This is a genomic window from Thiolinea disciformis DSM 14473 (assembly GCF_000371925.1).
Lineage (GTDB): Bacteria > Pseudomonadota > Gammaproteobacteria > Thiotrichales > Thiotrichaceae > Thiolinea > Thiolinea disciformis.
The window spans coordinates 50,065-73,039 of sequence record NZ_AQVE01000010.1; the positions used below are offsets into that span (position 1 = coordinate 50,065).

At 45.7% G+C, this 22,975-nt stretch carries 24 protein-coding genes and 2 tRNA genes; 3 read left to right on the forward strand and 23 right to left on the reverse strand.

The window, feature by feature from the left end:
- Window positions 1-105: 105 nt before the first annotated feature.
- Window positions 106-1,491: an oxygen-independent coproporphyrinogen III oxidase gene (gene hemN / locus A3IE_RS0109620; RefSeq protein ID WP_020395406.1), complete on the forward strand. Its 1,386-nt coding sequence runs from the start codon at window positions 106-108 to the stop codon at window positions 1,489-1,491.
- 8 nt (window positions 1,492-1,499) lie between these two features.
- Here hemN and fnr read toward each other — a convergent pair whose 3' ends face one another.
- The 12 genes from fnr to rplU form a co-directional block, all read right to left on the reverse strand.
- On the reverse strand, window positions 1,500-2,243 hold the full coding sequence (gene fnr, locus A3IE_RS0109625) for a fumarate/nitrate reduction transcriptional regulator Fnr (RefSeq protein WP_020395407.1): 744 nt from the start codon (window positions 2,241-2,243) through the stop codon (window positions 1,500-1,502).
- Window positions 2,244-2,572: 329 nt separating this feature from the next.
- A complete protein-coding gene (locus A3IE_RS0109630) occupies window positions 2,573-3,289 on the reverse strand; it encodes an arginyltransferase (protein WP_020395408.1) in 717 nt (238 codons plus the stop codon).
- Window positions 3,290-3,298: 9 nt separating this feature from the next.
- Window positions 3,299-4,009, reverse strand: coding sequence for a Crp/Fnr family transcriptional regulator (locus A3IE_RS0109635; protein WP_020395409.1), 711 nt, complete (start codon window positions 4,007-4,009; stop codon window positions 3,299-3,301).
- A gap of 97 nt (window positions 4,010-4,106) precedes the next feature.
- The gene (locus tag A3IE_RS0109640) at window positions 4,107-4,757 is read right to left on the reverse strand and encodes a Tll0287-like domain-containing protein (RefSeq protein ID WP_020395410.1); all 651 of its coding nucleotides are present in this window, start codon (window positions 4,755-4,757) and stop codon (window positions 4,107-4,109) included.
- A gap of 68 nt (window positions 4,758-4,825) precedes the next feature.
- Entirely contained in the window at window positions 4,826-5,035 is a 210-nt protein-coding gene (locus A3IE_RS0109645; protein ID WP_020395411.1) for a zinc-finger domain-containing protein, read from the reverse strand.
- Window positions 5,035-5,955 carry a branched-chain amino acid transaminase gene (locus A3IE_RS0109650; RefSeq protein ID WP_026154861.1) on the reverse strand — a complete coding sequence of 307 codons (921 nt, stop codon included), beginning with the start codon at window positions 5,953-5,955 and terminating at the stop codon, window positions 5,035-5,037. Before A3IE_RS0109650 ends, A3IE_RS0109645 begins: the two co-directional genes overlap by 1 nt.
- A 99-nt stretch (window positions 5,956-6,054) precedes the next feature.
- Window positions 6,055-6,852, reverse strand: a complete 798-nt coding sequence (locus A3IE_RS23270; protein ID WP_020395413.1) for a lytic transglycosylase domain-containing protein — start codon at window positions 6,850-6,852, stop codon at window positions 6,055-6,057.
- Window positions 6,853-7,191: 339 nt separating this feature from the next.
- Window positions 7,192-7,575 (reverse strand): Co2+/Mg2+ efflux protein ApaG, encoded by a 384-nt coding sequence (apaG, locus tag A3IE_RS0109660; protein WP_020395414.1) that lies wholly within the window; start codon window positions 7,573-7,575, stop codon window positions 7,192-7,194.
- Window positions 7,576-7,634: 59 nt separating this feature from the next.
- Window positions 7,635-8,762 carry a glutamate 5-kinase gene (gene proB, locus A3IE_RS0109665; protein ID WP_020395415.1) on the reverse strand — a complete coding sequence of 376 codons (1,128 nt, stop codon included), beginning with the start codon at window positions 8,760-8,762 and terminating at the stop codon, window positions 7,635-7,637.
- Window positions 8,746-9,768, reverse strand: coding sequence for an Obg family GTPase CgtA (gene cgtA / locus A3IE_RS0109670; RefSeq protein WP_020395416.1), 1,023 nt, complete (start codon window positions 9,766-9,768; stop codon window positions 8,746-8,748). The genes proB and cgtA overlap by 17 nt, the downstream gene beginning before the upstream one ends.
- An 89-nt stretch (window positions 9,769-9,857) precedes the next feature.
- Entirely contained in the window at window positions 9,858-10,127 is a 270-nt protein-coding gene (gene rpmA, locus A3IE_RS0109675) for a 50S ribosomal protein L27 (RefSeq protein WP_020395417.1), read from the reverse strand.
- Window positions 10,128-10,139: 12 nt separating this feature from the next.
- On the reverse strand, window positions 10,140-10,451 hold the full coding sequence (gene rplU / locus A3IE_RS0109680) for a 50S ribosomal protein L21 (protein ID WP_020395418.1): 312 nt from the start codon (window positions 10,449-10,451) through the stop codon (window positions 10,140-10,142).
- Between the two features lie 197 nt (window positions 10,452-10,648).
- On the opposite strand from rplU, the gene ispB reads away from it, so the two are divergent.
- Window positions 10,649-11,617, forward strand: a complete 969-nt coding sequence (ispB, locus tag A3IE_RS0109685) for an octaprenyl diphosphate synthase (RefSeq protein ID WP_026154862.1) — start codon at window positions 10,649-10,651, stop codon at window positions 11,615-11,617.
- A gap of 602 nt (window positions 11,618-12,219) precedes the next feature.
- Here the strand turns inward: ispB and A3IE_RS0109695 are convergent.
- The 8 genes from A3IE_RS0109695 to A3IE_RS0109730 form a co-directional block, all read right to left on the reverse strand.
- Window positions 12,220-12,296: transfer RNA gene (locus A3IE_RS0109695), tRNA-Arg, on the reverse strand.
- 83 nt (window positions 12,297-12,379) lie between these two features.
- Window positions 12,380-12,470: transfer RNA gene (locus tag A3IE_RS0109700), tRNA-Ser, on the reverse strand.
- Between the two features lie 66 nt (window positions 12,471-12,536).
- Window positions 12,537-12,746, reverse strand: coding sequence for a carbon storage regulator CsrA (gene csrA, locus A3IE_RS0109705; protein ID WP_020395421.1), 210 nt, complete (start codon window positions 12,744-12,746; stop codon window positions 12,537-12,539).
- 273 nt (window positions 12,747-13,019) lie between these two features.
- Entirely contained in the window at window positions 13,020-14,243 is a 1,224-nt protein-coding gene (locus A3IE_RS0109710) for an aspartate kinase (protein ID WP_020395422.1), read from the reverse strand.
- A gap of 15 nt (window positions 14,244-14,258) precedes the next feature.
- Window positions 14,259-16,871: an alanine--tRNA ligase gene (gene alaS / locus A3IE_RS0109715; protein WP_020395423.1), complete on the reverse strand. Its 2,613-nt coding sequence runs from the start codon at window positions 16,869-16,871 to the stop codon at window positions 14,259-14,261.
- The gene (locus A3IE_RS0109720) at window positions 16,858-17,310 is read right to left on the reverse strand and encodes a regulatory protein RecX (protein ID WP_020395424.1); all 453 of its coding nucleotides are present in this window, start codon (window positions 17,308-17,310) and stop codon (window positions 16,858-16,860) included. Before A3IE_RS0109720 ends, alaS begins: the two co-directional genes overlap by 14 nt.
- A gap of 10 nt (window positions 17,311-17,320) precedes the next feature.
- Window positions 17,321-18,358: a recombinase RecA gene (recA, locus tag A3IE_RS0109725; RefSeq protein ID WP_020395425.1), complete on the reverse strand. Its 1,038-nt coding sequence runs from the start codon at window positions 18,356-18,358 to the stop codon at window positions 17,321-17,323.
- A 97-nt stretch (window positions 18,359-18,455) separates the two neighbouring features.
- On the reverse strand, window positions 18,456-18,950 hold the full coding sequence (locus tag A3IE_RS0109730) for a CinA family protein (protein ID WP_020395426.1): 495 nt from the start codon (window positions 18,948-18,950) through the stop codon (window positions 18,456-18,458).
- A gap of 96 nt (window positions 18,951-19,046) precedes the next feature.
- Between A3IE_RS0109730 and A3IE_RS0109735 the strand changes: the two genes are divergently transcribed.
- The gene (locus tag A3IE_RS0109735) at window positions 19,047-19,709 is read left to right on the forward strand and encodes a YceH family protein (protein WP_026154863.1); all 663 of its coding nucleotides are present in this window, start codon (window positions 19,047-19,049) and stop codon (window positions 19,707-19,709) included.
- 210 nt (window positions 19,710-19,919) lie between these two features.
- Here the strand turns inward: A3IE_RS0109735 and A3IE_RS0109740 are convergent, their stop codons facing one another.
- From A3IE_RS0109740 to A3IE_RS0109750, 3 genes are read right to left on the reverse strand one after another with little or no spacing between them, the layout of a single operon-like run.
- Window positions 19,920-20,456, reverse strand: coding sequence for an rRNA large subunit pseudouridine synthase E (locus tag A3IE_RS0109740; protein ID WP_020395428.1), 537 nt, complete (start codon window positions 20,454-20,456; stop codon window positions 19,920-19,922).
- Window position 20,457: 1 nt separating this feature from the next.
- Entirely contained in the window at window positions 20,458-21,465 is a 1,008-nt protein-coding gene (locus A3IE_RS0109745; RefSeq protein WP_020395429.1) for an FAD:protein FMN transferase, read from the reverse strand.
- 40 nt (window positions 21,466-21,505) lie between these two features.
- Window positions 21,506-22,951: a dynamin family protein gene (locus A3IE_RS0109750; RefSeq protein WP_020395430.1), complete on the reverse strand. Its 1,446-nt coding sequence runs from the start codon at window positions 22,949-22,951 to the stop codon at window positions 21,506-21,508.
- Window positions 22,952-22,975: the final 24 nt, after the last annotated feature.

The window sequence follows — 22,975 nt, forward strand, 5'->3', positions numbered from 1 at the left end:
GAAGCGGCTAAATCTTGATTTAGATTAAGACGCAGCAGAGCAAACACGCTATTGTAACATGGACTAAGCACCCTGTACTTGCCAATAGTCTGAGTATCAATAGCCATGAATAATATCCAATTTGATGCCGATTTGATTCGTCGATACGATACCACGGGGCCTCGCTATACTTCCTACCCCAGCGCGCTGGCTTTTCAAGCCTTTACTCCCGAGCAGTATCAAACCCAAGCGCATTTGAGCAATGAAGATCTCATTCCATTGCCTTTATCCTTGTACGTGCACATCCCTTTTTGTGACACCGTCTGTTTTTATTGCGCCTGCAATAAAGTGGTGACGAAACAGTATGGGCAAGCAGAAACGTACTTAACGTATTTGTTTCGCGAAATAGCCCTACAAGCAAAGTTATATGATCGTGACCGGATAGTAGAACAATTACACTGGGGCGGCGGCACTCCCACGTTTTTGAATCATGATCAAATTCGCGCCCTCATGGCTGAATTACGCAGTCATTTTACGCTCGATAACTCTGACTCACGCGATTTCTCTATTGAGATCGACCCGCGTTCTGTTAGTAGTGAAACTATTGCCCTATTAAAAGAAGTCGGTTTCAATCGTTTCAGCTTGGGCGTACAAGATATTGATGAGAGCGTACAACGCGCGGTAAATCGCATTCAGCCGATTGGCAAAACCATGGAAATTATCCAAGCTTGCCGCGCACAGCAAGCTAAGTCGATTAGTATTGATCTGATTTATGGCCTGCCCTTGCAAACGGTTGAGCGCTTTATGCGTACGCTCGATACCGTGATTGCTTTAGCACCGGATCGCTTATCACTCTTTAATTATGCGCACCTACCCCATCTCTTCAAACCACAGCGTCGCATTAATGTGGAAGACTTACCTTCATCTGATGAAAAGCTACAAATTCTACAGCGCTCGGTAGAGCGTTTAAGCGCAGCGGGTTATGTGTATATTGGCATGGATCATTTTGCCAAGCCGGATGATGAGCTGGCCTTAGCACAACAAAACGGTAGTCTGCATCGCAACTTCCAAGGCTATACCACACACGCGGATTGTGATTTGGTGGCCATGGGCGTGAGTGCGATTAGTAGTGTTGGCGAATGCTATAGTCAAAATGAAAAACAGCTAGACACTTATTATGCAGCACTCGACCAAGGGAAATTGCCAGTCTGCAAAGGACTGATCCTCAATGAAGATGATCAAATTCGCCGTACACTCATTCAGAAACTCACTTGCCAATTCGAACTGGATATTGGGCAATTTGAGCATACTTTTAACATTCCTTTTGCCGACTATTTCCAGCGTGAAATAGCTCTGCTTCGCACTATGGCAGACGATAATTTGGTCATTTTAGAGCCGAGCTACCTCCGTGTTACGGCACGCGGACGCTTCTTAATTCGCAATATTTGTATGGTATTTGACGTTAGTTTACGAAAAAAAGTCCCTGAGCAACATTTTTCACGAGTCATTTAGCCAAAGGTCTAGGTATTACGACAGTTGTAATGTGCTAATTCCTTAAGCTTATCCATATCCAAAATATCGATGAGGCGATGGCGCACCGTGATAATATTGTCTTCTTGTAAACGTGAGAACATGCGGCTCAAGGTTTCAACGGCCATGCCTAAATAATTGGCCAAATCATGCCGCGCCATCGGTAAATAAAACTCTTTACGGGAGAAACCACGTGCTTGATTTCTCTCAGAAATACCAATCAAAAAGGTCGCTAAACGCTCTTCGGTACGCATCTGTCCTAAGGTGAGTAGCATATGATGCTCACGCTCAATCTCTATCCCAACTTGGCGCATCATCCCTAACCTTAAACTTGCCAAACTGCCACATAAATCCTGAAACGCATCCATTTTTAGCTCACAAACCAAGGTGTCCTCTAAGGCCTGAGCATCACAGGTATGATGATTATGCGCCAACGCATCAAAACCTATTAAGTCGCCCGGTAGATAAAACCCTAAGATTTGCTCTTCCCCATCTGAAGTCGAAAGACAGGTTTTAATAGCGCCTGATTTAACGGCATAAATCGCTTGATGTGCATCATCACGCCGATACAAGTAATCTTTCTTAGTAATTTTAATAGTTTTTTCAATAGCGGCTTCTAAGCGGTTTAGCTCCTCTTGGGTTAAGCCGCGAGGTAAGCATAGCTCACTTAAACTACAATTATTACAAGCTACCGCAGCTTTTTTACTTGAACGTAATGGTGATAAATTACCCATTGCTGCCTCCCGGAAGCTAAACACAAGTTATCTATATTAACACATAGGACACTTTTAGTAGGACTCTGATTTATTCAGCTTAGCACAGTCGCGCACGTACAATACGGCCTTGCTCTAGTCAATAAGTCTTCGTCTAGTCTAACAATAAATAAATCTAATAGATTCAAGCGTTGTTAATTTAGCCCACTTATAATGATCAGCACTTGCCTCATGATACTAAAGTCTCATGAAGGCACTCAGATAATAACAAGAGTTGTGTTTTAGCAACCAGCTTCCTCAAACACTGGGCGGGTTTTATCACCCGCCTTTTTTGTCCTTGACACTTATAGTCATGTAGGCTTGGGAAGACTCACCCACTGTCCATCAACCAAACCTTCAATCGGCTGAAAATTAATTTTATAGCGCATTTTCGGCGATTCTGCGATCCAATAACCTGGATAAACATAAGCCAAACCTAAGGATCTAGCCCATTCTATCTGCCACAACAAGGCAAAAGTCCCTAGTCCACGCGCACTCCCTTCCGAAGGATCATAAAATGTATAAACAGAAGATAAACCCTGTTTAAGCCAATCGGTAGCGGCCACCGCCATCAAGCGCTCGCCCAGCCAAAATTCCAGCAAAACCGTTTTGCACCATGGCGCTAAAATAAAACGTGCAAATGATGAAGGGGTATCATCGTCCATACCCCCCCCCGCATGACGTGCTTTTACATAGCTTAAATACAAGGCAGTATAGTCACGTCGATAGCCATTCTCATTAACTCGTACCGTCAAATCTTGATTTTGCTTCCAAGTGCGCTTTTGGCTGCGCGACGCTTTAAAAGCATTCACCGCAATACGAGTGGAAACGCATAATTGGCAACGTTGGCAACAAGGCCGATAAACATCCCCACCGCTGCGTCTAAACCCTTTGTCCAATAACTGACTATAAACAGGCGCAGACATATTAAAAGCAGGATCAACTAGGAGATTAGTAGCACGACGCTCAGGTAAATAAGGACACTCATGCGCAGCCGTAATATACAGTTCTAATGCATCTGCCGTCATCGTACTTACCTAACAACTACCACTAGAGCAAACCAGCTCGCGTAAACCAGTCACATCCTGAATTTGTATCATACCGCGCTGTTCACCAATCATACCTTGGCGCTTCCAATCGGATAAAAACCGACTCACTGTTTCAATGGTTAAACCTAATAGCTCACCAATTTCTGCACGCGATAACGGCAAGTCTACCCAGCCATTATGGACAGGGCCGTGTTCACACCAGCGCATTAAAAATGAGGCTAGTCGCTCGCCTGCTTTTTTCGCGCCCAATTCCAGCATCATATCTTCCGCTTCGCGCAAATGTTGCAGCCAACGATTGGTCATGGCCTGTTCAATTTCAATATGCTGACGCTTTAAATCATTCAGTTCACTTAAAGGTAAACGGCAAACTTCACAAGCCGTTAAAGCAATAGCCGTTTGATTATAAGGCTGATCGGCAAAGCCTTCAAAACCAAATAAATCACCACTTTGTAGCACACGTAGAATTTGCGTGCGACCATTGGGTAACATTTTAGTCAGTTTCACAATACCCTTACGTAGGGTATAAGCATGGGCGGCTATAGTGCCTTGATGATAAATTGTCTCATCGGTTTGAAACGACAATACGGCAGGATGAAAACCTTGAATTTGCTCAAAGCGCGCTTCAGGTAAACGTGCAAAAATACTCAGATGGCGAATATGACAAGTACGACACTGCCCCCTGCCTTGAATATGTGACATAACTGCTGCCTCGCTCGTAAATCTGATTCCAATAATCCCATGATGCTATATATCAGAAGACGCACGAATACAACAGTTATGCCAACAGGGCTATGTGTTATTGCGCTAAATTCTTAATGACCACCAAAGCACCGCGTAACTCGCCCTCTTGATAACCAGTGGCTTTATCAGCTGGGTAGAGCTTGTTAATTAACGCTGATACTTCGGGCTTAATATCGGTGCCATGACAGGTTAAACAAACTTTGTCCGTCGCAATGGCTTTCATAAAGCGGAATTCTGAGCCATTAATTTCAGCATAAAGTAAGCCGTCCGCAGCCTCGCCTGCCGCTTTACGCTGATCGAAGCCCTCTAAAACGGCCTTTTGCCACGCAAGCGGCTGACCTTGGTCAGGATTGCGATTTTTTAAGCTGACGCGTGAGACTTGGACATTTTTCTCTGCGGAAACGGCTTGAGCGATTTCAGGCGCTTTAGTGTGGCACACATTAATCGCTGCTAAAGGGCCGCCAGATTTCATCGCCATTTGTAATTCATTACGCAGTTGTGCGCTAAAGGCTTGACCCGCCTGCATGGCCTGCTTTACTAAGACTGCACGTTCCGCATCATTCGTCACAATAGCCGCATGATTTGCGTCACTAGCAGCGAGGGCCTGTGGAATAAGCTCAGAAGGAAAGGTTGCGGCCGTATTTTCTTTACCGCCACAAGCGGCCATGCTGAGACAGATAGCCGCCATTAAGAGTGTTTTTCGCATTGTTTGGCATCCTTTCAAAAACCATTATCCTACTGAATAATAGGACAAAAGCCTTGAGAATGCGCAACTTAGCCTAAAACACGATACAAAGTACCACAGTAAGGACAGCGATAACTCGCACCATCGTTGGAATCAATTGGCAAAAATACGCGTGGATGTGAACACCACAGGGCTGTTGTATCAGTGGGGCAATGTAAAGGTAAATCTTTGCGGGTGACGATTACTTCGCGGCTCGTGCCCAAACGTTCATAATCTTTTGTGCTGGTTGTTGCCATCATTACACCACCGTTAGCCAATCGTGATATTTTTCATTGCGACCATTCACAATATCAAAAAATAGATTTTGTAATTTTTCAGTAATCGGGCCCCGTTTACCCTCACCAATTGGGCGTCTATCCAATTCACGAATGGGTGTTACTTCCGCAGCAGTACCAGTAAAGAATGCCTCGTCCCCGATATAGACCTCGTCGCGCGTGATGCGTTTTTCACGTACTTCGATACCCAAATCACTCGCCATTGCTAATAAAGTACGGCGCGTAATACCATCTAAAGCCGACGTTAAGTCAGGCGTATAAATGACACCATCTTTTACGAGAAAGAAGTTTTCACCACTGCCTTCCGCCACGAAACCATCCGTGTCTAATAATAAAGCTTCGTCATACCCATCATCCAACGCATCGCGCAGCGCGAGCATTGAATTGATGTAATTGCCATTGGCCTTAGCTTTACACATCGCAATATTGACATGATGGCGTGTGAAGGAAGAAGTTTTAATGCGAATACCTTTGGTCAAACCATCGGTACCTAAATAAGCACCCCACTCCCATGCAGCAACCATACAGTGAACTTTCAGGTTGTCCGCACGCAAACCCATACCCTCTGAACCATAGAAACACATAGGGCGCAGATATGCGGTTTTTAAATTATTTTCGCGCACGACTTGACGCTGTGCCTCATTCAGTACTTCTTTGCTGAATGGCATTGGCATACGCATGATTTTGGCAGAATTGAATAAGCGATCAGTATGTTCTTTCAGACGGAAAATCGCCGTGCCAAGCTCACTATTATAAGCGCGCACGCCTTCAAATACGCCCATGCCATAATGTAAGGTGTGGGTTAAAACGTGAACTTTTGCCTCACGCCAAGGCACCATTTCGCCATCTAGCCAAATTAGGCCATCGCGATCACTCATTGACATTGCAAACTCCGGTAACGCCTAAACTAATAAAGGACAACAAGGATACCATGTTGTCCGAAAATGAGACTAGCGTTACACGGAAAAAGAACCTAGAACTATCTATTGATACTGATCAGCGCCACCCGCTTGAAAACCGCCTTGATGGCGACGTAAACCGACGGTCTGATACGAGCTACGTGCATAATTTACTGTTGCAACCTGATTGGTTTTTTCTAGGCGTTTATATTCAGCCATTACTTTAACAACATAATCTTGCGTCTCACGATACGGTGGAACGCCACCGTATTTAATAACTGCACCAGGACCTGCATTATAAGCGGCTAAAGCCAAACGCTTATCGCCATCAAATTTACGCAACATTTGCGCAATATACTTTACGCCACCGCGAATATTCTGCTGTGAATCGTGTATATTCACACCCAATAAATCCGCTGTGCCGGGCATTAATTGCATTAAGCCGGTGGCACCTACGTGAGAGCGTGCACGCTGATTAAAACAAGACTCTTGGCGAATAATAGCGCGGACTAAACTTTCTTCGACACCATATTGAGTAGCATACTTTCTAATCGTATCTAAATGAGGTGCGGTACGCTCTTCCACTTGATTATGATTCAGACGCATACAACTATTGACGCGAATACCACGCGCTGAAAGATTTTCGTTGTAATTAGTGGTTGGCTCACGACGCGTTGAGTTTTTGAATTTTGGGGTACGAGCAATCAATTTAGCATTTTTGTTATTCACTGATACATTCGTTAGCCAACGCGTACCATTTTTATCCACATACGAATAAATATCCGCAGAAGCATTCTGACTAGCTACTGTTGTGGTAGCCATCAACATAAAAGGCAAAACATAGGCACTCAAACGGCCACGCTCATTACTTGTGGTTTTCATAATTTTTATACTTTTCTAGTTTGGCTAGTTTGCATTATGAAGTTGGGGCTTCGTTATATTTCTAATTCAAGCCTTTATAAGTAAAACTTTAGTACTTGTCATTAGAGAGCAGACAAATGGGGCGACAAATGGACTTTATAAAGAATTTAGTGGCGGTTATCGGAAAATTGGCCTGAAAACCTGTGATTTTTTACTGAAGGCTTATACTGACTGAGTAACGAGATTAGCATCACCTTGAATCTTTAATCAGTTCGCGGCGCTTCATAAGGAATGTGAGGCCGCAACCATCAAACCCAGACACATGTTGTTTGGGTTTTTTTTCGCCAAAACGGTGGGGTATTAGTGAAGCTTTTTAGGGTCAGAAAGACTAAAAGGCTTAATGGGCGCAGTGAATTCATGACCATCGTCTGCACGCATGAGATAACTACCTTGCATAGCCCCAACCGGTGTGTCTAAAACCGCGCCACTGGTATAGCGAAAACCTTCGCCCGGCTCTAAATAAGGTTGTTCACCAACCACACCGTCACCACGCACTTCTTGGGTCATACCATTAGAGTCAGTGATTAACCAATGACGACTCAATAAACGCACAGGAATCGTACCTTGATTAATAATAGTGATGGTATAAGCAAATACATAACGGCTACGCGCAGGTTCGGATTCACTATCCACATATTGAGCCTCAACTAAGACTTGAATGTGATAGGTTTCTGGGTCACTCATAGCATAAACACCGTCTGGGTCAACATAAGGCCAATATTATGATGCATCTTAGGATAGGCTCACAAGATCACTAGATTATCGCGATGAATTAATTCCGGTGCTTCTACATAGCCTAAAATACTTTCAATAGCACTGGAAGGCTGCCCTAAAATCTGGCGCGCTTCATCACTTGCATAATTGACCAAACCCTTGGCTAAGAGCTTGCCGTCTGGACTGACGCAAGTCACAATTTCCCCTTGCTCAAACTCGCCGTCAATCTTCTTTACGCCCACAGGCAACAAACTGCGTCCTGTCGTGACAATCGCATTGGTAGCGCCCGCATCCAACCATAACACGCCTCCGGATTGAATTTGGCTAGCGATCCATTGCTTACGAGCCGCTAGGGGAGCTTGATCCGGTAATAAGAGCGAACCTAAATTTTCACCGCGTGCAATACGCTCTAATACGTCAGGTTCACGTCCTGAAGCAATTAACGTGGCACAACCAGCACGGGCTGCAATTTTCGCCGCCAATACCTTGGTACGCATACCACCGCTACCAATAGCAGTTCCTGCGCCGCCAGCATATTCCAGATAGCGCTCATCCATGGCCCGCCCTTCACTAATGAGTACAGCATCGGCAAATTTGCGCGGATCTTTATCGAATAAGCCCGCTTGGTCTGTGAGGATAATGAGCAATTCGGCTTCTACTAAGCCAGCCACTAAGGCGCCTAAGGTATCATTATCGCCAAACCGAATTTCGGCTGAAGCGACAGTGTCATTTTCATTAATAATCGGAATGGTGCCGAGCGCTACCAAGGTTCGTAGTGTATTACGTGCATTCAAATAACGACGGCGATCTGCTAAATCATCGTGGGTTAAGAGAACCTGTGCCGCTAAATAGCCATGCTCTTGAAAACACACCTCATAAGCATGAATTAAGCTCATTTGACCTATGGCAGCGGCAGCTTGCTTTTCAAATAGCGCTTTGGGTTTTTGCTTCCAACCCATTCGGCTCATGCCTTCTGCTACTGCACCCGAAGACACTAATACGATCTCAATGCCTTGCTTGCGTAACCGAGCCATTTGCCCCGCCCACTGGGCCAAAGCATTGCGATCTAAGCCAGCCCCATCACCCGTTAAGAGCGCGCTACCGATTTTGACAATCCAACGTCGTGTTTTTGTAATGTATTCAGACCTGTTCTGCATGTTCTTCTAAATATTGCATAATTTCATAACACAGTTCTTGCGTGCCCATTCCAGTCGCTGCTGAAATATAGAACACTGGCTCCTGCCAATCGAGTGCCTCAACAATGGATTCACAATGTGCTTCACGCACTTCTTCTGGCAAGACATCAATTTTATTCAAGACTAGCCAACGCGGCAATTCAGCTAAGTCTTCGCTATACTGCGCGAGTTCTTGCTCAATAATCCCGACTGCTTTGACGGGCTCTTCTTGTTCATCCAAGGGTGCTACATCCACTACGTGCAATAACAAACGATTGCGCGCTAGATGCTTTAAAAACTGAATACCTAAACCAGCCCCTTCCGCAGCACCCTCAATCAAGCCCGGAATATCCGCCATTACGAAACTTTGTAATTGCCCGACTCTTACGACACCCAAATTCGGATACAAGGTTGTAAACGGATAATTAGCAATTTTAGGGCGTGCTGAGGATACCGCACTAATCAAGGTCGATTTGCCGGCATTGGGTAAACCTAATAAACCCACATCCGCTAATAGCTTTAGCTCTAAACGAACCTGGCGCAACTCACCCGTTGTTCCTGGTTTGGACTGTTGGGGTGAACGGTTAATGGAGCTTTTATAGCGCAAATTTCCGAGGCCATGAAAGCCGCCTTTAGCAATCATTAAACGCTGACCCGCCACCGTCAAATCACCAATTAGCTCATCAGTTTCGTCATCATAAGCCATGGTTCCAACGGGCACTGCAATCAATCTATCATCACCGCGTGCACCCGTCATATTGCGGCCAGCACCATTCTTACCGCGCCCCGCCTCAAAATGACGTTCATGGCGAAAATCGATTAAAGTATTAAGGTTTTGCTCAGCCACTAAATAAACATCGCCGCCATCACCCCCATCGCCCCCGTCAGGGCCGCCGTATTCAATAAATTTTTCGCGACGAAAACTCACCGCGCCATTACCGCCATCGCCGGCCTTCACTTGAATAACGACTTCATCTACAAATTGCATAATCCTTGCCTCGCTTAACAGCTCTGTGTCCGTTAAGCATACAAAAAAGCCCCGACAATGCGGGGCTTTTAGTAAAACCGTATTGCGTTTTAAGCCTGAGCTTCTACAGGCTGAATGCTTACATAACGACGTTGTTTAATGCCTTTCACTTGGAAAGTTACAATGCCGTCTGTTTTTGCAAATAAGGTATGGTCTTTTCCGCAGCCCACATTTTCACCAGGGTGAAATTCGGTGCCACGTTGACGCACAATAATATTACCTGCAATAACGAACTGACCACCATAACGCTTAACACCTAAGCGTTTGGACTCGGAATCACGTCCGTTACGGGTACTACCACCCGCTTTCTTATGTGCCATGTCAAAATCCCCTTAACCTGTAATCGTATTGATTTCAATCTGTGTCAGATACTGGCGGTGACCAGTACGCTTCTGATGGTGCTTACGACGACGGAATTTGATAATTTCAATTTTTTCGCCACGCATCTGGGATTTGACAGTTGCAGTCACTTTACAGCCTTCTACAAAAGGAGCGCCGATCCTTACGGACTCGCCTTCCCCAACCATCAGGACATTAGCAAAATCAACATTAGAGCCTTCTTCGGCATCCAATTTTTCTACTTGGATGATGTCGCCTTGAGCGACACGGTATTGCTTACCGCCTGTTTCAATAACCGCGTACATAAAATCTGTAGCTCCAAAAAATGTCCTGTGAAAAGTCGGCGGATTTTACTGGTTTCAAAGATATTGGTCAAATATATTTCCGTATGCAGTCAGGTAAATACTGTCTTTAATCACCCTATTGACTATCTAGGCTCAATCAAGCTTGACAGGATAGACTAGGCTTCCTAGGATGCAGTGCTTTCATGGGTTTAGCTCGAATGGATCTTAACGCAATTCTCAAGCTCGCTGAGGCGGATATGCAGGCGGTTAATGCTTTAATACAGCGCCGTTTGCACTCCGACGTCTCATTGGTGAATCAGTTGAGCCACTACATTATTAATAGTGGCGGTAAACGCTTGCGCCCCTTATTAGCCTTATTATGTGCACGTGCTTGTGGTTATCAAGGTTCCCAGCATATTGATATTGCAACGATTGTCGAGTTTATTCATACCGCCACCCTACTCCATGACGATGTGGTAGATGAATCGCAATTACGCCGTGGGCGCGAAACCGCCAACAATGTGTGGGGCAATCAAGCAGCCGTATTAGTCGGCGACTTTCTCTATTCGCGCTCTTTTGAAATGATGGTTGCCGTAGGGCAAATGCGTGTTATGGAGATCCTTGCCTCTACCACGAATGTTATTGCCGAAGGTGAAGTCCTTCAGCTTTTAAATTGTGGGGATGCAGATACCACTGAGGCGCGTTATATGGAAGTCATTCATTCCAAAACCGCCAAACTCTTTGAAGCCGCGTGTCGTTTAGGCGCGGTACTCGCACAATTACCCACTGAAGTGGAAGATGCGGTCGCGCGTTATGGTATGCATTTAGGCACTGCCTTCCAATTGGTTGATGATGTACTCGACTATACCGCTGATAGTGAAACGCTTGGGAAGAATGTGGGCGATGACTTGGCGGAAGGAAAACCCACTTTACCCGTTATCATTGCTTTACAACGTAGTTCTGGTGAAACTGCCGCCATTTTACGCTCCGCCATTGAAGAAGGTGGCTTGGAGCACATTCAGACGGTGTTGAAAACAATAGCGGATACCAAAGCCATTGACTACACCATGCAATTGGCCCGCCAAGAGGCCGACAATGCGATTAGCCAATTATATTGCTTGCCTGAATCAAACTACCGCCTAGCCCTCGAATCTTTAGCAAGATTCTCTGTCAACCGCTCTCATTAAACCACCGGCTTATCTGGCCAGTCCTAACAAAAATGCTTCATCCCTGATGATTTTTTCATATTTTTCAGCCCACTGAACTCCACCAAAAATTCCGCACCATTAGTCGTGTAACTCTTGAAGATGCAGAGACACTATGCCGGACTATACCCATAAGAAATCTAAAACTTACTTGCTTCTATCAAAGCATGATTAAGGGCTAGTAGCTAGCTGTAATGGAGATACAACTATGCTCAACGCAAGGAAAATACCTATTTTAATAGCCTGCTCTCTTGGGATTAGTGCCTGTACAACCTCGGGTCGAATGATGAAACATGAACCCTCAGCCCCCCCTCAGATGATGAAGGTTAAAGCCAACCGACATCCTTATAATCTAGAGTGGCGCCTTGAAGGAGACTTTTACCCCATACCAAAATCACTGCTCAAAGAAGGTGAAGTTGTTTGCCAAGCAGCGAATTTTAGACGCGCTATAGGTTATAACAGCAAGGCAAGAGATGTCGCTGGACGTCCTATACCGGGCGGTGGTTTTTTATGTGCTGATTAGCTGATAATTCATTGAAAAGGCTAAAAACAAAAAAGCTGCCTAATAAGCAGCTTTTTAAATATGGCGCGTCCAGAAGGATTCGAACCTCCGACCGCCTGGTTCGTAGCCAGGTACTCTATCCAACTGAGCTATGGACGCTTTGTGAAGTCGCGCATTGTGCTGATTTTTGAGTATTGGGTCAAGTACTATTTGTTGTTACTTGTCATTATACTCATACAGAATGGCGGAGAGGGCGGGATTCGAACCCGCGATACCCTTTTGGGGTATACTCCCTTAGCAGGGGAGCGCCTTCGGCCTCTCGGCCACCTCTCCATGCGAACATTTACGAAGGCGGTAAGGATAACCGCCAAAGTGAATAAGGTAAAGTCCTAAATTGCACTAATTTGTATTTTCTTCGGCAACGATGGCAGGTTGTTGTCCTGTATTCTCATGGTGGATACGCTCGTAAATTTCTTCACGGTGTACAGCAACATCCTTTGGAGCATTAATACCTAGACGGACTTGATTACCTTTCACGCCTAATACGGTAACGCTCACTTCATCCCCGATCATCAGGGTTTCCCCCACCCTACGGGTTAATATTAACATATCACCAATCTCCCTATCGCTGTATTAAACCACCAAGCTCCTAGAGAAGCTGATACCCCGAAGCCAGACTACAACATCATGCGTGATACCTTCGCATAGAGCGTCTGAACTGAGCCTGAACTTTTTCAGCTTCTGTTGCACTTTTACCATTTAGTGGCAAAAAGCAACAGTGATTACATCACAAATAGCTTAATTTTTTAATGCCCAATAGAAAAAAACCATCTGAAGCTATACACAACAGATGGTTTGCAGTAAGAGGAAAAGCTAAAGAAATTAGGCAGCTAAGCCAAAAGCCTCATGTAAAACCCGCACGGCTAATTCCAAATACTTTTCATCAATCACTACGGATACTTTAATTTCTGAGGTAGAAATCATGCGAATATTAATGCCTTCGTCTGCGAGCGTTTTGAACATCTTGCTCGCGACACCTGCATGAGAACGCATACCGGCGCCGACAATGGAAACTTTGGCAACATTGGTGTCGCCTTCCCATTTTGCTGCACCTAATTTCTCGCCTGTTTTAGCCAGAATTTTACGGGCATTGTCATAGTCGTTCTTATGAACAGTGAAGGTGAAATCGGCTGTTTTATCCGTGCTTACATTCTGCAGAATCATATCGACTTCGATATTCGCATCAGCAATGGGCCCTAAAATACTAAAAGCCACCCCTGGCTGGTCAGGTACGCCAGAAATCGTTAATTGCGCCTCATCGCGATTGAAAGCGATGCCCCGAACCAAAACCTCTTCCATTACATCTTCCTCACGGGTAACTAATGTACTTTTGCCTTCGTCGTGCTCATCAAAGCTGGACAAGACGCGAATCGGCATATCGTATTTATAAGCGAATTCGACCGAACGAATTTGGAGAACCTTAGAGCCTTGACTGGCCATTTCCAACATTTCTTCGAGCGTTAAACGCGGAATATGACGTGCTTTAGGTTCAATCCGTGGATCAGTAGTATAAACTCCATCCACATCGGTATAAATTTGGCACTCATCGGCTTTTAAGGCAACAGCTAGGGCTACGCCTGTGGTATCCGAACCACCCCGCCCTAAGGTGGTTATACTGCCTTGCTCATCAATACCTTGAAAGCCAGCAACGACTACAACGCGCCCAGCCTTTAAATCAGCTCGAATGGCTGTGTCATCAATGTGTCGAATCCGCGCTTTAGTAAAGGCATCATCAGTCACAATACCGGCTTGCGCGCCAGTATAAGAACGTGCTGGTTGACCTTTGCTTTCTAAAGCTAAGGCTAATAAGCCAATCGTGACCTGCTCACCCGTCGCCAAAATGACATCTTTTTCACGCGCCGAACCTTGCGGATTGACTGCATTAATCAAAGCGACCAATTTATTGGTTTCGCCCGACATGGCAGACACCACCACCACCACTTCGTTGCCTTTTTTCACCCAACGAATTACGCGATCAGCCACTGCTTGAATACGCTCTGGAGTACCCACTGAAGTACCCCCATATTTTTGTACAATTAACGCCATGCGCCTTCTCTGTCCTTATAACCTTTGTGCAACCCATGTTTTTACTGATTCCAAAGCAGCCGGCAATCCTGCGACATCTGTGCCACCACCTTGTGCCATATCAGGACGACCACCCGCCTTACCACCGATTTGCGCAGCAACGGCCTGCAATACCTCACCAGCTTTCAAGCGCTCGGATTCCTCTTTGGTCACGCCCGCCACTAAGCTGACTTTGCCATCGCTCACGGTGGCTAATACCACCACAGCACGGCTTAATTTATTCTTTAATTGATCGACTGTATCGCGCAATGAACGGGGGTCAGCACCTTCTAAATGCGCGGCTAAAATCTTAATACCCCCCAATTCATGAGCCTGATCCGCTAAGCTAGAACCAGCCTGAGAGGCCATTTTACCTTTAAGCTGCTCTAACTCCCGCTCCAATTGGCGATTGCGGTTCAATAAAGCTTCAGCTTTATCAATGACTTCGCCCTGATTGGCTTTCAATAAGCGTGCAACGCTACTTAAGCGCTCATTGGTTTCATTGAGCCATGCTAAAGCATTGAGACCCGTAACCGCCTCAATCCGGCGAACCCCAGCAGCCACGCCACCTTCGCTGATAATTTTGAATAAGCCAATATCGCCGGTTCGCTCGACGTGGCAACCCCCACATAACTCCGTGGAGAAACCAATCTTCATCACGCGTACAATATCGCCATACTTTTCACCGAATAATGCCATAGCGCCCGCTGCTTTCGCTTGATCCATGTTCATCAATTGCGCACTAGCACTATTATTCGCCAAAATTTCACTATTAACTAAAGTTTCGACCTTGAGGATTTGCTCAGGTGTCACTGCCTCAGGGTGGGAAAAGTCAAAACGCAAGCGATCAGGCGTAACTAGTGAGCCTTTTTGCTCGACATGCGCCCCCAGCACTTGACGCAAAGCGGCATGCATTAAATGCGTGGCAGAGTGATTGAGAATAATGGCGTGACGACGTTCTTTATTGACTTGTGCATCAACTGGCGTGCCGACTGTTAACGCCCCAGCCTCCACTAAGCCAGTATGGACAAAAGTTTTGCCTTGCTTACGCGTATCATACACACGGAAAACGCCATTAGCTGTACGCAATACCCCAGAGTCACCCACTTGGCCGCCTGACTCTGCATAAAACGGGGTATGATCTAAAATGACTTGGCCTTCATCGCCAGAAATAAGGCTTTGCACCGCTTGCCCCTGACGGAACAAAGCAGTCACCGTGCTAGTTTCCTCTAAGGTGTCATAGCCGTGGAATTCAGTCTCGTCGCTCACATCTAAACGATTATGATAATCCGCCCCGAATTTACCCGCTCCACGCGCACGGTCACGCTCCTCATCCAACGCGGCTTTAAAACCATCCGCATCAACTTTCAAATTACGCTCACGCGCAATATCAGCCGTTAAATCATCAGGGAAACCGTAAGTACCATACAACTCAAAGACGGTAGCGCCATCAAGGGTATCGCCGGATAGATTGGCAATACGCTCTTCCAGAATACGCATGCCTTGCTCTAAGGTTTCAGCAAAGCGTAATTCCTCTTTCTGTAATACCTGTTCTACTTGGGCTTGCGCTGACACCAATTCAGGATAAGCCTCACCCATTTCCTGCATTAAAGGTTGAACCAGTTTGTAGAAGAACGGTGTTTCTAAACCTAATTTGTAGCCGTGACGCACAGCGCGGCGAATAATACGACGCAACACATAGCCACGACCTTCATTGGAAGGCAATACACCGTCCACTATTAAGAACGAACACGAGCGAATATGATCTGCGATAACCTTTAAGGAGGGATTATCGTAGTCGTCACGCTTGGCTAAGCTAGCAATGGATTGAATCAAAGTTTGGAAGGTGTCGACTTCGTAATTGCTATGCACACCTTGCAAAATCGCGGCTAAACGTTCTAAGCCCATACCGGTATCAACCGAAGGCTTAGGCAACTTATTCATCGTGCCATCTTTGGTGCGCTCATATTGCATGAACACCAAATTCCAAATTTCAATATAACGGTCGCCATCTTCCTCAGGAGAGCCTGGGGGGCCACCCCAAATATGCTCACCATGATCATAGAAAATCTCTGAGCAAGGACCGCAAGGGCCAGTGTCACCCATTTGCCAGAAATTGTCGGAGGCATAACGCTCGCCTTTGTTATCACCGATGCGGCTAATGCGGTTGGCAGGAAAACCAATGTCCTGAACCCAAATATTAAAAGCCTCGTCATCTTCAGCGTAAACCGTCACCCACAATTTTTCTTTGGGTAACTTAATTACTTCCGTCAGAAACTCCCAAGCAAAACGAATGGCATCACGTTTGAAGTAATCGCCAAAACTAAAATTGCCGAGCATTTCGAAGAAAGTATGATGGCGTGCCGTGTAGCCAACATTATCTAAGTCATTGTGCTTGCCACCGGCGCGCAAGCAGCGTTGCGCCGTGGTTGCTCGGACATAATCGCGTTTTTCCATGCCCAGAAAGACATCTTTGAACTGAACCATGCCAGAATTGGTGAACAGTAAAGTAGGATCATTACTCGGTACTAATGAACTCGATGACACAATCGAGTGCCCTCGTTCAGCAAAGTAATTGAGAAATTTGTGTCGTAATTCAGCACTTTTCATGGAAAACCGCATTAATTAATTCGCTATAAAAACCGCGCCCCGCCAAAAACCGCGACTGTCGAGCACGTTCCTTGAAATCCCGTGGGATTGTATCGCCAAATTTTTTTGCACGTTGAAGCTTCGCCTGCTCCAACCAATCAACGTCAGCAGCCGCTAAAACTTCTGCTAACAGCACAGCTGAAATACCCTTTTCACGCGCTGATAAAGCTAACTTCATAGGTCCATAGCCACGCGCTAAGGCTGAACGCAGCAGCATTTCAGTAAAACGTTGATCATCAAGATAACCCGCAGCGACAAACTCAGCCACGACCCCTTGAATTTGCTCTGAGCTAGCCTCAGAAAACTGGCTCAGCTTCCGAGCCAGTTCCGTCTGTGAATGTTCACGGGAAGCCAGTAGGCGCATCGCTTTGGCACGTAAGCCATTTTCGATATCACCCACTTACTTCCCCTTAATCGTCCGCCACTACTTCGTCATCCTCATCGACCGCCACCGTTGGCAAAGTCAAGGCAGATGACCGGATAGTTTGCTCAATCGCTGCTGCAATTTCCGGATGGTCTTTCAGATAATTTTTGGCATTATCTTTACCTTGACCAATCTTCTCGCCGTTATAGCTATACCAAGCGCCTGCTTTGCCGATCAAACCTTGAGCGACACCAATTTCAATCAGCTCACCCAAACGTGAAATCCCTTCACCATACAGAATTTCAAATTCAGCTTGTTTAAAAGGTGGCGCCATTTTGTTTTTAACGACTTTGACACGCGTCTCATTACCGATAATCTCTTCACCTTTCTTCAATGCTCCAATGCGGCGAATATCCAAGCGTACTGACGCATAGAATTTCAGCGCATTACCGCCCGTGGTGGTTTCAGGATTACCAAACATCACTCCAATTTTCATACGAATTTGGTTAATAAAAATAACCAGTGTATTAGAACGTTTGATATTGGCGGTTAACTTACGCAGGGCTTGGGACATTAAGCGCGCTTGGAGACCCATGTGCGAATCACCCATATCGCCTTCAATTTCCGCTTTCGGCGTCAAAGCTGCTACCGAGTCCACGACAACGACGTCAACCGCACCCGAACGCACTAACATATCGGTAATTTCTAAGGCTTGCTCACCGGTATCAGGTTGAGAGACCAATAAATCATCGATATTAACGCCTAACTTCTCAGCATAAACAGGATCAAGTGCATGTTCAGCATCAACGAAAGCAGCCGTCCCCCCATTTTTTTGGCATTCTGCAATCACTTGCAGCGTCAACGTTGTCTTACCCGACGACTCAGGCCCATAAATTTCAACAATCCGTCCTTTTGGCAAACCACCAATACCGAGGGCTATATCTAAGGTTAAAGAACCAGTTGAAATGGCTTCGATATTACGAACTGATGGCGCATCACCCATACGCATTACGGCGCCTTTGCCAAATTGACGCTCAATTTGACCTAAAGCAGCAGCTAATGCTTTCTTTTTGTTATCGTCCATGCGTTACTCCAAAATAAAATTTTTTAACAGCCCGTGGCTTGCGAGCACGCGATTATCCCACAACTCCATAAGCCACAAAAGCACTTCTCGCATCAGCTTATGACGCGGCCAAACGCTTAACTAATTCCTGTAAGGCAAACTCAACCGCTTGATCTCGTATCCCCACACGGTCACCTTGAAAATACTGAACAGACGACGCTACCGCTTGGTTAGGCAAACACCATGCAAAGCAAATGAAACCGACTGGTTTTTCAGCACTAGCGCCACTGGGGCCTGCAATACCACTCACAGCAATAGAGACGTGAGCACTAGACTGCTGTAAAGCACCTTGCGCCATCTCTTGTACGACAGCTTCGCTCACTGCGCCAAAACGCTGTAATGTGTCACTGGAGACACCCAATACCTGCTGCTTAGCTTGATTGCTATACACAACAAATCCACTATCGAACCACGCTGAACTTCCCGCCAAATCAGTACAAACCTTAGCAATTCCACCACCTGTACAGGATTCAGCACAAACCAACTGCCACTGCCGCGCACACAAAAGTTCAGCCAATTGCATCGTTAAGTGCTGGATGGATATATGTTCCATACCAAAAATTCCTTTAGGCTAGTTTTGAAAATTGCTTAGAAAATGCGATTATGTGTCACATACTGATTAAATTAATAACACTAACAGGTCGAACCTATGACGCTTTTGGATGACGTGACTAAGCCCCCATTTACGCCTGAGGAACTCAGAATATTGGGTTGTTTAATGGAAAAACAACTCACCACACCGAATAATTATCCTTTAACTATCAATTCTTTAACCTTAGCCTGCAATCAAAAAACCAATCGTGAGCCGGTGATGAATTTGAAAGAAGGTGATGTAGGTCATATAGCCCGTGGCCTCGTAGAATTTGGTTGGATTGTGATCCAAAACAGTGAGCGCGCCCAGCGTATCGCACACCGAGTTAACAAAAAATTGACCCTTAATAGCAAGCAACAGGCTATTTTGTGTGTGTTGTTGCTACGTGGCCCGCAAACACTGAGTGAAATTAAACAGCGCACGGAAAGAATGGCTGAATTGAGCGGAACAGACATTCAACAGCAATTAGAGGCATGGACTCAAGGCCAATCTCCCCTAATCATCCGTTTAGCTGCTAATGTTGGACAACGCGAAGATCGCTATTACCATAGCTTGGGAACGACAGAACATTTAGCTGCACTGCATCAAGAAAATTTGATAAGGCGCAATGCGTTTTTAGAAGACAGCGCTACAATAGATAGCAAGTCATATGAACATTTGGTTCAACGCTTAGAGACTTTAGAACGGCGCGTCGCCGAGCTAGAAGAATTAGTAAAATAAACTCGACATTTTCAGGTTAGTTTTTTTATTAATTCAGGTAATAAATAATAGCTTGTGCACTTGCAGCAAAATTTCTAAGATAGCTTACATAGCAAGAACAAAAAGAAAAAATAGCTAAACAGTTGCCAGCACTTGTGGTTACATAGGTACATGACTCCTCCTCTCCTCCAATCATATACCACTGCAAGTGCTCTTTATTCTAACGGCCAGTTATACCTCACGGAACTGGCCGATTTCAAGCTCATCTATTGACCAACTTCCCACGCGATACCGAATTAAGCGCAACGTTGGTAAGCCAACGGCTGCTGTCATGCGCCTTACCTGACGATTTCGCCCCTCAGAAATGGTGAGAGCCAACCACGTCGTAGGTATCATTTTTCTTTCACGAATCGGTGGAATACGTTCCCATAACTGCGCTGGCTCAGCGATGAGTTCCACCTGCGCAGGGCGCGTCATACCATCATTTAGCATCACACCATTACGCAAAATACTGAGCACTTGATCGCTAGGAATGCCTTCCACCTGTACCCAATACGTTTTGCTAGTTTTATGGCGCGGATGAGTAATCCGTTGTTGCAAAGCACCATCGTCGGTTAACACGACTAAACCTTCGCTATCCCGATCCAAACGTCCTGCTGCATAAACATTAGGAATTGGAATAAAATCTTTTAATGTTTTACGCCCTTGCTCGTCGGTGAATTGACAAAGAACATCATAGGGTTTGTTAAATAAAATGAGGCGCGCCACACTACTGTTCCTGAATTAAGTATGGTTTAAAAGCTGCACTGGCTTCGCTGGCAAAACCTTGATCAGTACGCCAAATAAAATAAGCGGCTAACTGATGCTTTTGGGCAAAAGTACGCGCACGTTCCAAGCCTAAAGCCATTAGTAACGTGGCATACCCGTCTGCAAGCATGGTGTTCTCCGCAATTACCGAAACCGAAGCTAATACATTATCCACGGGATAACCTGTCTTAGGGTCAATGGTATGTGAGTAACGCTTGCCGTTTTGCTTAAAAAAATTTCGATAATCGCCCGAAGTTGCTAGCCCTTGGTTAGTCAATTTCACACCTTGCTGCACGACACGGCCCGTATCGTTCGGCTGCTCAATGGCAATACGCCATTCATCACCACGCGCACTTTTACCCCACGTGGTCACTTCGCCGCCAACTTCTACCATACCATGGCGAATACCTTGCGACTCAAGGTATTGGCGTGCCTGATCAACACCGTAGCCTTTGGCAATTGACGATAAGTCCACATAGAGATCGGGCTGTGATTTACGCAAAGCGGGGGGATGCTCGGTCACTTGCAGCTTCATATAACCAACACGCTTCAGGGCTGCTTGAATAGCGTCTGGGCTAGGGGCGATTGAATCACCCGCATGTTCGCCCGGCCCAAATCCCCATAAATTTACCAAGGGGCCTACAGTAATATCATAGGCACCTTCGCTTTCCGTACTAAGCTGTAGAGCGATTGCCACCACTTTCGCCACATCCGGCCACACATAGACCCAATCCTTGCTAGTGGATTGGTTAAAACGTGATAATTCAGAGTCCACTTGCCATGTGGACATGAGTGCATTAACGCGAATAAAGGTATCTTCCAGACCGCGTTGCAAGCTTTCCATGCTCCTCGTTTGCGGCTGCTCGGTCAGAGTGACATGCCAAGTAGTGCCCATGGTTTCACCTTGTAACTGCAAAGAATTCTCTGCACCACAAGCACTGAGCAATAAGAAACAAAAGCACCCCGCCAAAAACAGGCTGCTTTTAAAAAAAAGACCCCGCAAGCTCACACTACTTTTTAGGGCTTGCTTGACCAGCCGAAGGATTGGTAAAGCGATCATTCATGCGTTGAATTAAGTGATCAGCCGCATCACGAATCGCATCTAAATGACGACGTGTACGACTTGACCAACCGGAAGGAGTAGTTTGAATAATACTGCGCCAAGTGCCCGTACTTTTGCGGAAAGCACTGAGTAAACTACCGTAAACTTCGTTCTCACTCAGAGGTTTGCTTAAACGCTTAGCGACTTTGTTACGAATAAAAAAGTGCAAGAGAAGCGCTAAAATAAGCGGAATACCAATCACCGCAGCAGCTAACAGTGGACTACCCCACAAATCCGTCCATGGAGGAGTAAAACTGCCGCCCTGCCAAAAACCCAACGACACACTTAGAATTAAGGCCAAGACACCTAAAGTTCCAAAGGCGATGGCATCCCAAATTAAGGTATTACGCCGCCAACGTGCTAAGAGATTTTGCAAGTTAGGCATCGCTTGTTGTTCGATTTGGTTAGTAATAGATTCCATTGTGCCAATGATTCGATACACACGATCGGTATTGACCGAATCCATACGGGTTAAAATACGCTCATAATCGGCATTACGTTTTGCCACATAACGTGCCCATACTTTTTCATCCTGTACTGGCACAGCCACTTTATCGTTAAACAATACAAAGAAACTGCCTGCGGACAAACCGTATTGAATCAGCGCTTTCTGCCATGAAGCAACGATGTCTTCTAAATTGTCTTCCCGTGCTGAGGTATCGATTTGATTCAAAATAAATAAAAATTTCGAGGAGTCATTGCGGCGTTGGGCACCACGTACTAAATGCTCCAAAGTATCTTGCATCGCGCCCGGTTCAGGATGACGCGCATCAAAAAATACTAAGACCAAATCAGATATATCAATAATATGATCCGTAATGCGCAAAATCGCGCGACGCTGCGCATCTGCATCAAATCCGGGCGAGTCAATCAAAATCTTGCCACGCACCTGCTCACTAGGCACGACTTTCATTTGCAAATAATTATCGATTTTCGAGCCTTCGCCTGGTGCGACGTTCTCGATTTCCTCACTAATTTGATAGAACGGAAAGCGTGGATCTCCATCCAAGGCCAAACCGGGCAAGGTTTGCTGCTGTCCATCGGGGCTATAGGTAATCACAGTAAAACGATCATCTACCGCTTGATTACCGGTGCGCTGTAAGTCCACACCCAAATAGGTATTGATAAAGCTCGATTTACCTGCTGAAAATGTTCCCAAAATAGAAATGAGCGGCCACCATGAAATACGGGTTGAATACGACTCACCCTGCTGTAATAAGCCTAATTTAATGGCCACACTATCGAGTTGACGATACTTATCAACCACATCAACAAGGGCTGGATTTTCGCGTTTCAAGTGTTCTTGGAGACGTTTTAAGCGCTGATCCATTCGCTTGGCAGGTGTAATACTCATCCTTTGTTATCTTCCTTTGCGATT

Excerpts from the sequence above, each read along its gene's own strand:
- hemN (WP_020395406.1), top strand. The coding sequence starts at position 106 with ATGAATAATATCCAATTTGATGCCGATTTGATTCGTCGATACGATACC.
- fnr (WP_020395407.1), bottom strand. The coding sequence starts at position 2,243 with ATGGGTAATTTATCACCATTACGTTCAAGTAAAAAAGCTGCGGTAGCT.
- A3IE_RS0109630 (WP_020395408.1), bottom strand. The coding sequence starts at position 3,289 with ATGACGGCAGATGCATTAGAACTGTATATTACGGCTGCGCATGAGTGT.
- A3IE_RS0109635 (WP_020395409.1), bottom strand. The coding sequence starts at position 4,009 with ATGTCACATATTCAAGGCAGGGGGCAGTGTCGTACTTGTCATATTCGC.
- A3IE_RS0109640 (WP_020395410.1), bottom strand. The coding sequence starts at position 4,757 with ATGCGAAAAACACTCTTAATGGCGGCTATCTGTCTCAGCATGGCCGCT.
- A3IE_RS0109645 (WP_020395411.1), bottom strand. The coding sequence starts at position 5,035 with ATGATGGCAACAACCAGCACAAAAGATTATGAACGTTTGGGCACGAGC.
- A3IE_RS0109650 (WP_026154861.1), bottom strand. The coding sequence starts at position 5,955 with ATGTCAATGAGTGATCGCGATGGCCTAATTTGGCTAGATGGCGAAATG.
- A3IE_RS23270 (WP_020395413.1), bottom strand. The coding sequence starts at position 6,852 with ATGAAAACCACAAGTAATGAGCGTGGCCGTTTGAGTGCCTATGTTTTG.
- apaG (WP_020395414.1), bottom strand. The coding sequence starts at position 7,575 with ATGAGTGACCCAGAAACCTATCACATTCAAGTCTTAGTTGAGGCTCAA.
- proB (WP_020395415.1), bottom strand. The coding sequence starts at position 8,762 with ATGCAGAACAGGTCTGAATACATTACAAAAACACGACGTTGGATTGTC.
- cgtA (WP_020395416.1), bottom strand. The coding sequence starts at position 9,768 with ATGCAATTTGTAGATGAAGTCGTTATTCAAGTGAAGGCCGGCGATGGC.
- rpmA (WP_020395417.1), bottom strand. The coding sequence starts at position 10,127 with ATGGCACATAAGAAAGCGGGTGGTAGTACCCGTAACGGACGTGATTCC.
- rplU (WP_020395418.1), bottom strand. The coding sequence starts at position 10,451 with ATGTACGCGGTTATTGAAACAGGCGGTAAGCAATACCGTGTCGCTCAA.
- ispB (WP_026154862.1), top strand. The coding sequence starts at position 10,649 with ATGGATCTTAACGCAATTCTCAAGCTCGCTGAGGCGGATATGCAGGCG.
- csrA (WP_020395421.1), bottom strand. The coding sequence starts at position 12,746 with ATGTTAATATTAACCCGTAGGGTGGGGGAAACCCTGATGATCGGGGAT.
- A3IE_RS0109710 (WP_020395422.1), bottom strand. The coding sequence starts at position 14,243 with ATGGCGTTAATTGTACAAAAATATGGGGGTACTTCAGTGGGTACTCCA.
- alaS (WP_020395423.1), bottom strand. The coding sequence starts at position 16,871 with ATGAAAAGTGCTGAATTACGACACAAATTTCTCAATTACTTTGCTGAA.
- recA (WP_020395425.1), bottom strand. The coding sequence starts at position 18,358 with ATGGACGATAACAAAAAGAAAGCATTAGCTGCTGCTTTAGGTCAAATT.
- A3IE_RS0109730 (WP_020395426.1), bottom strand. The coding sequence starts at position 18,950 with ATGGAACATATATCCATCCAGCACTTAACGATGCAATTGGCTGAACTT.
- A3IE_RS0109735 (WP_026154863.1), top strand. The coding sequence starts at position 19,047 with ATGACGCTTTTGGATGACGTGACTAAGCCCCCATTTACGCCTGAGGAA.
- A3IE_RS0109750 (WP_020395430.1), bottom strand. The coding sequence starts at position 22,951 with ATGAGTATTACACCTGCCAAGCGAATGGATCAGCGCTTAAAACGTCTC.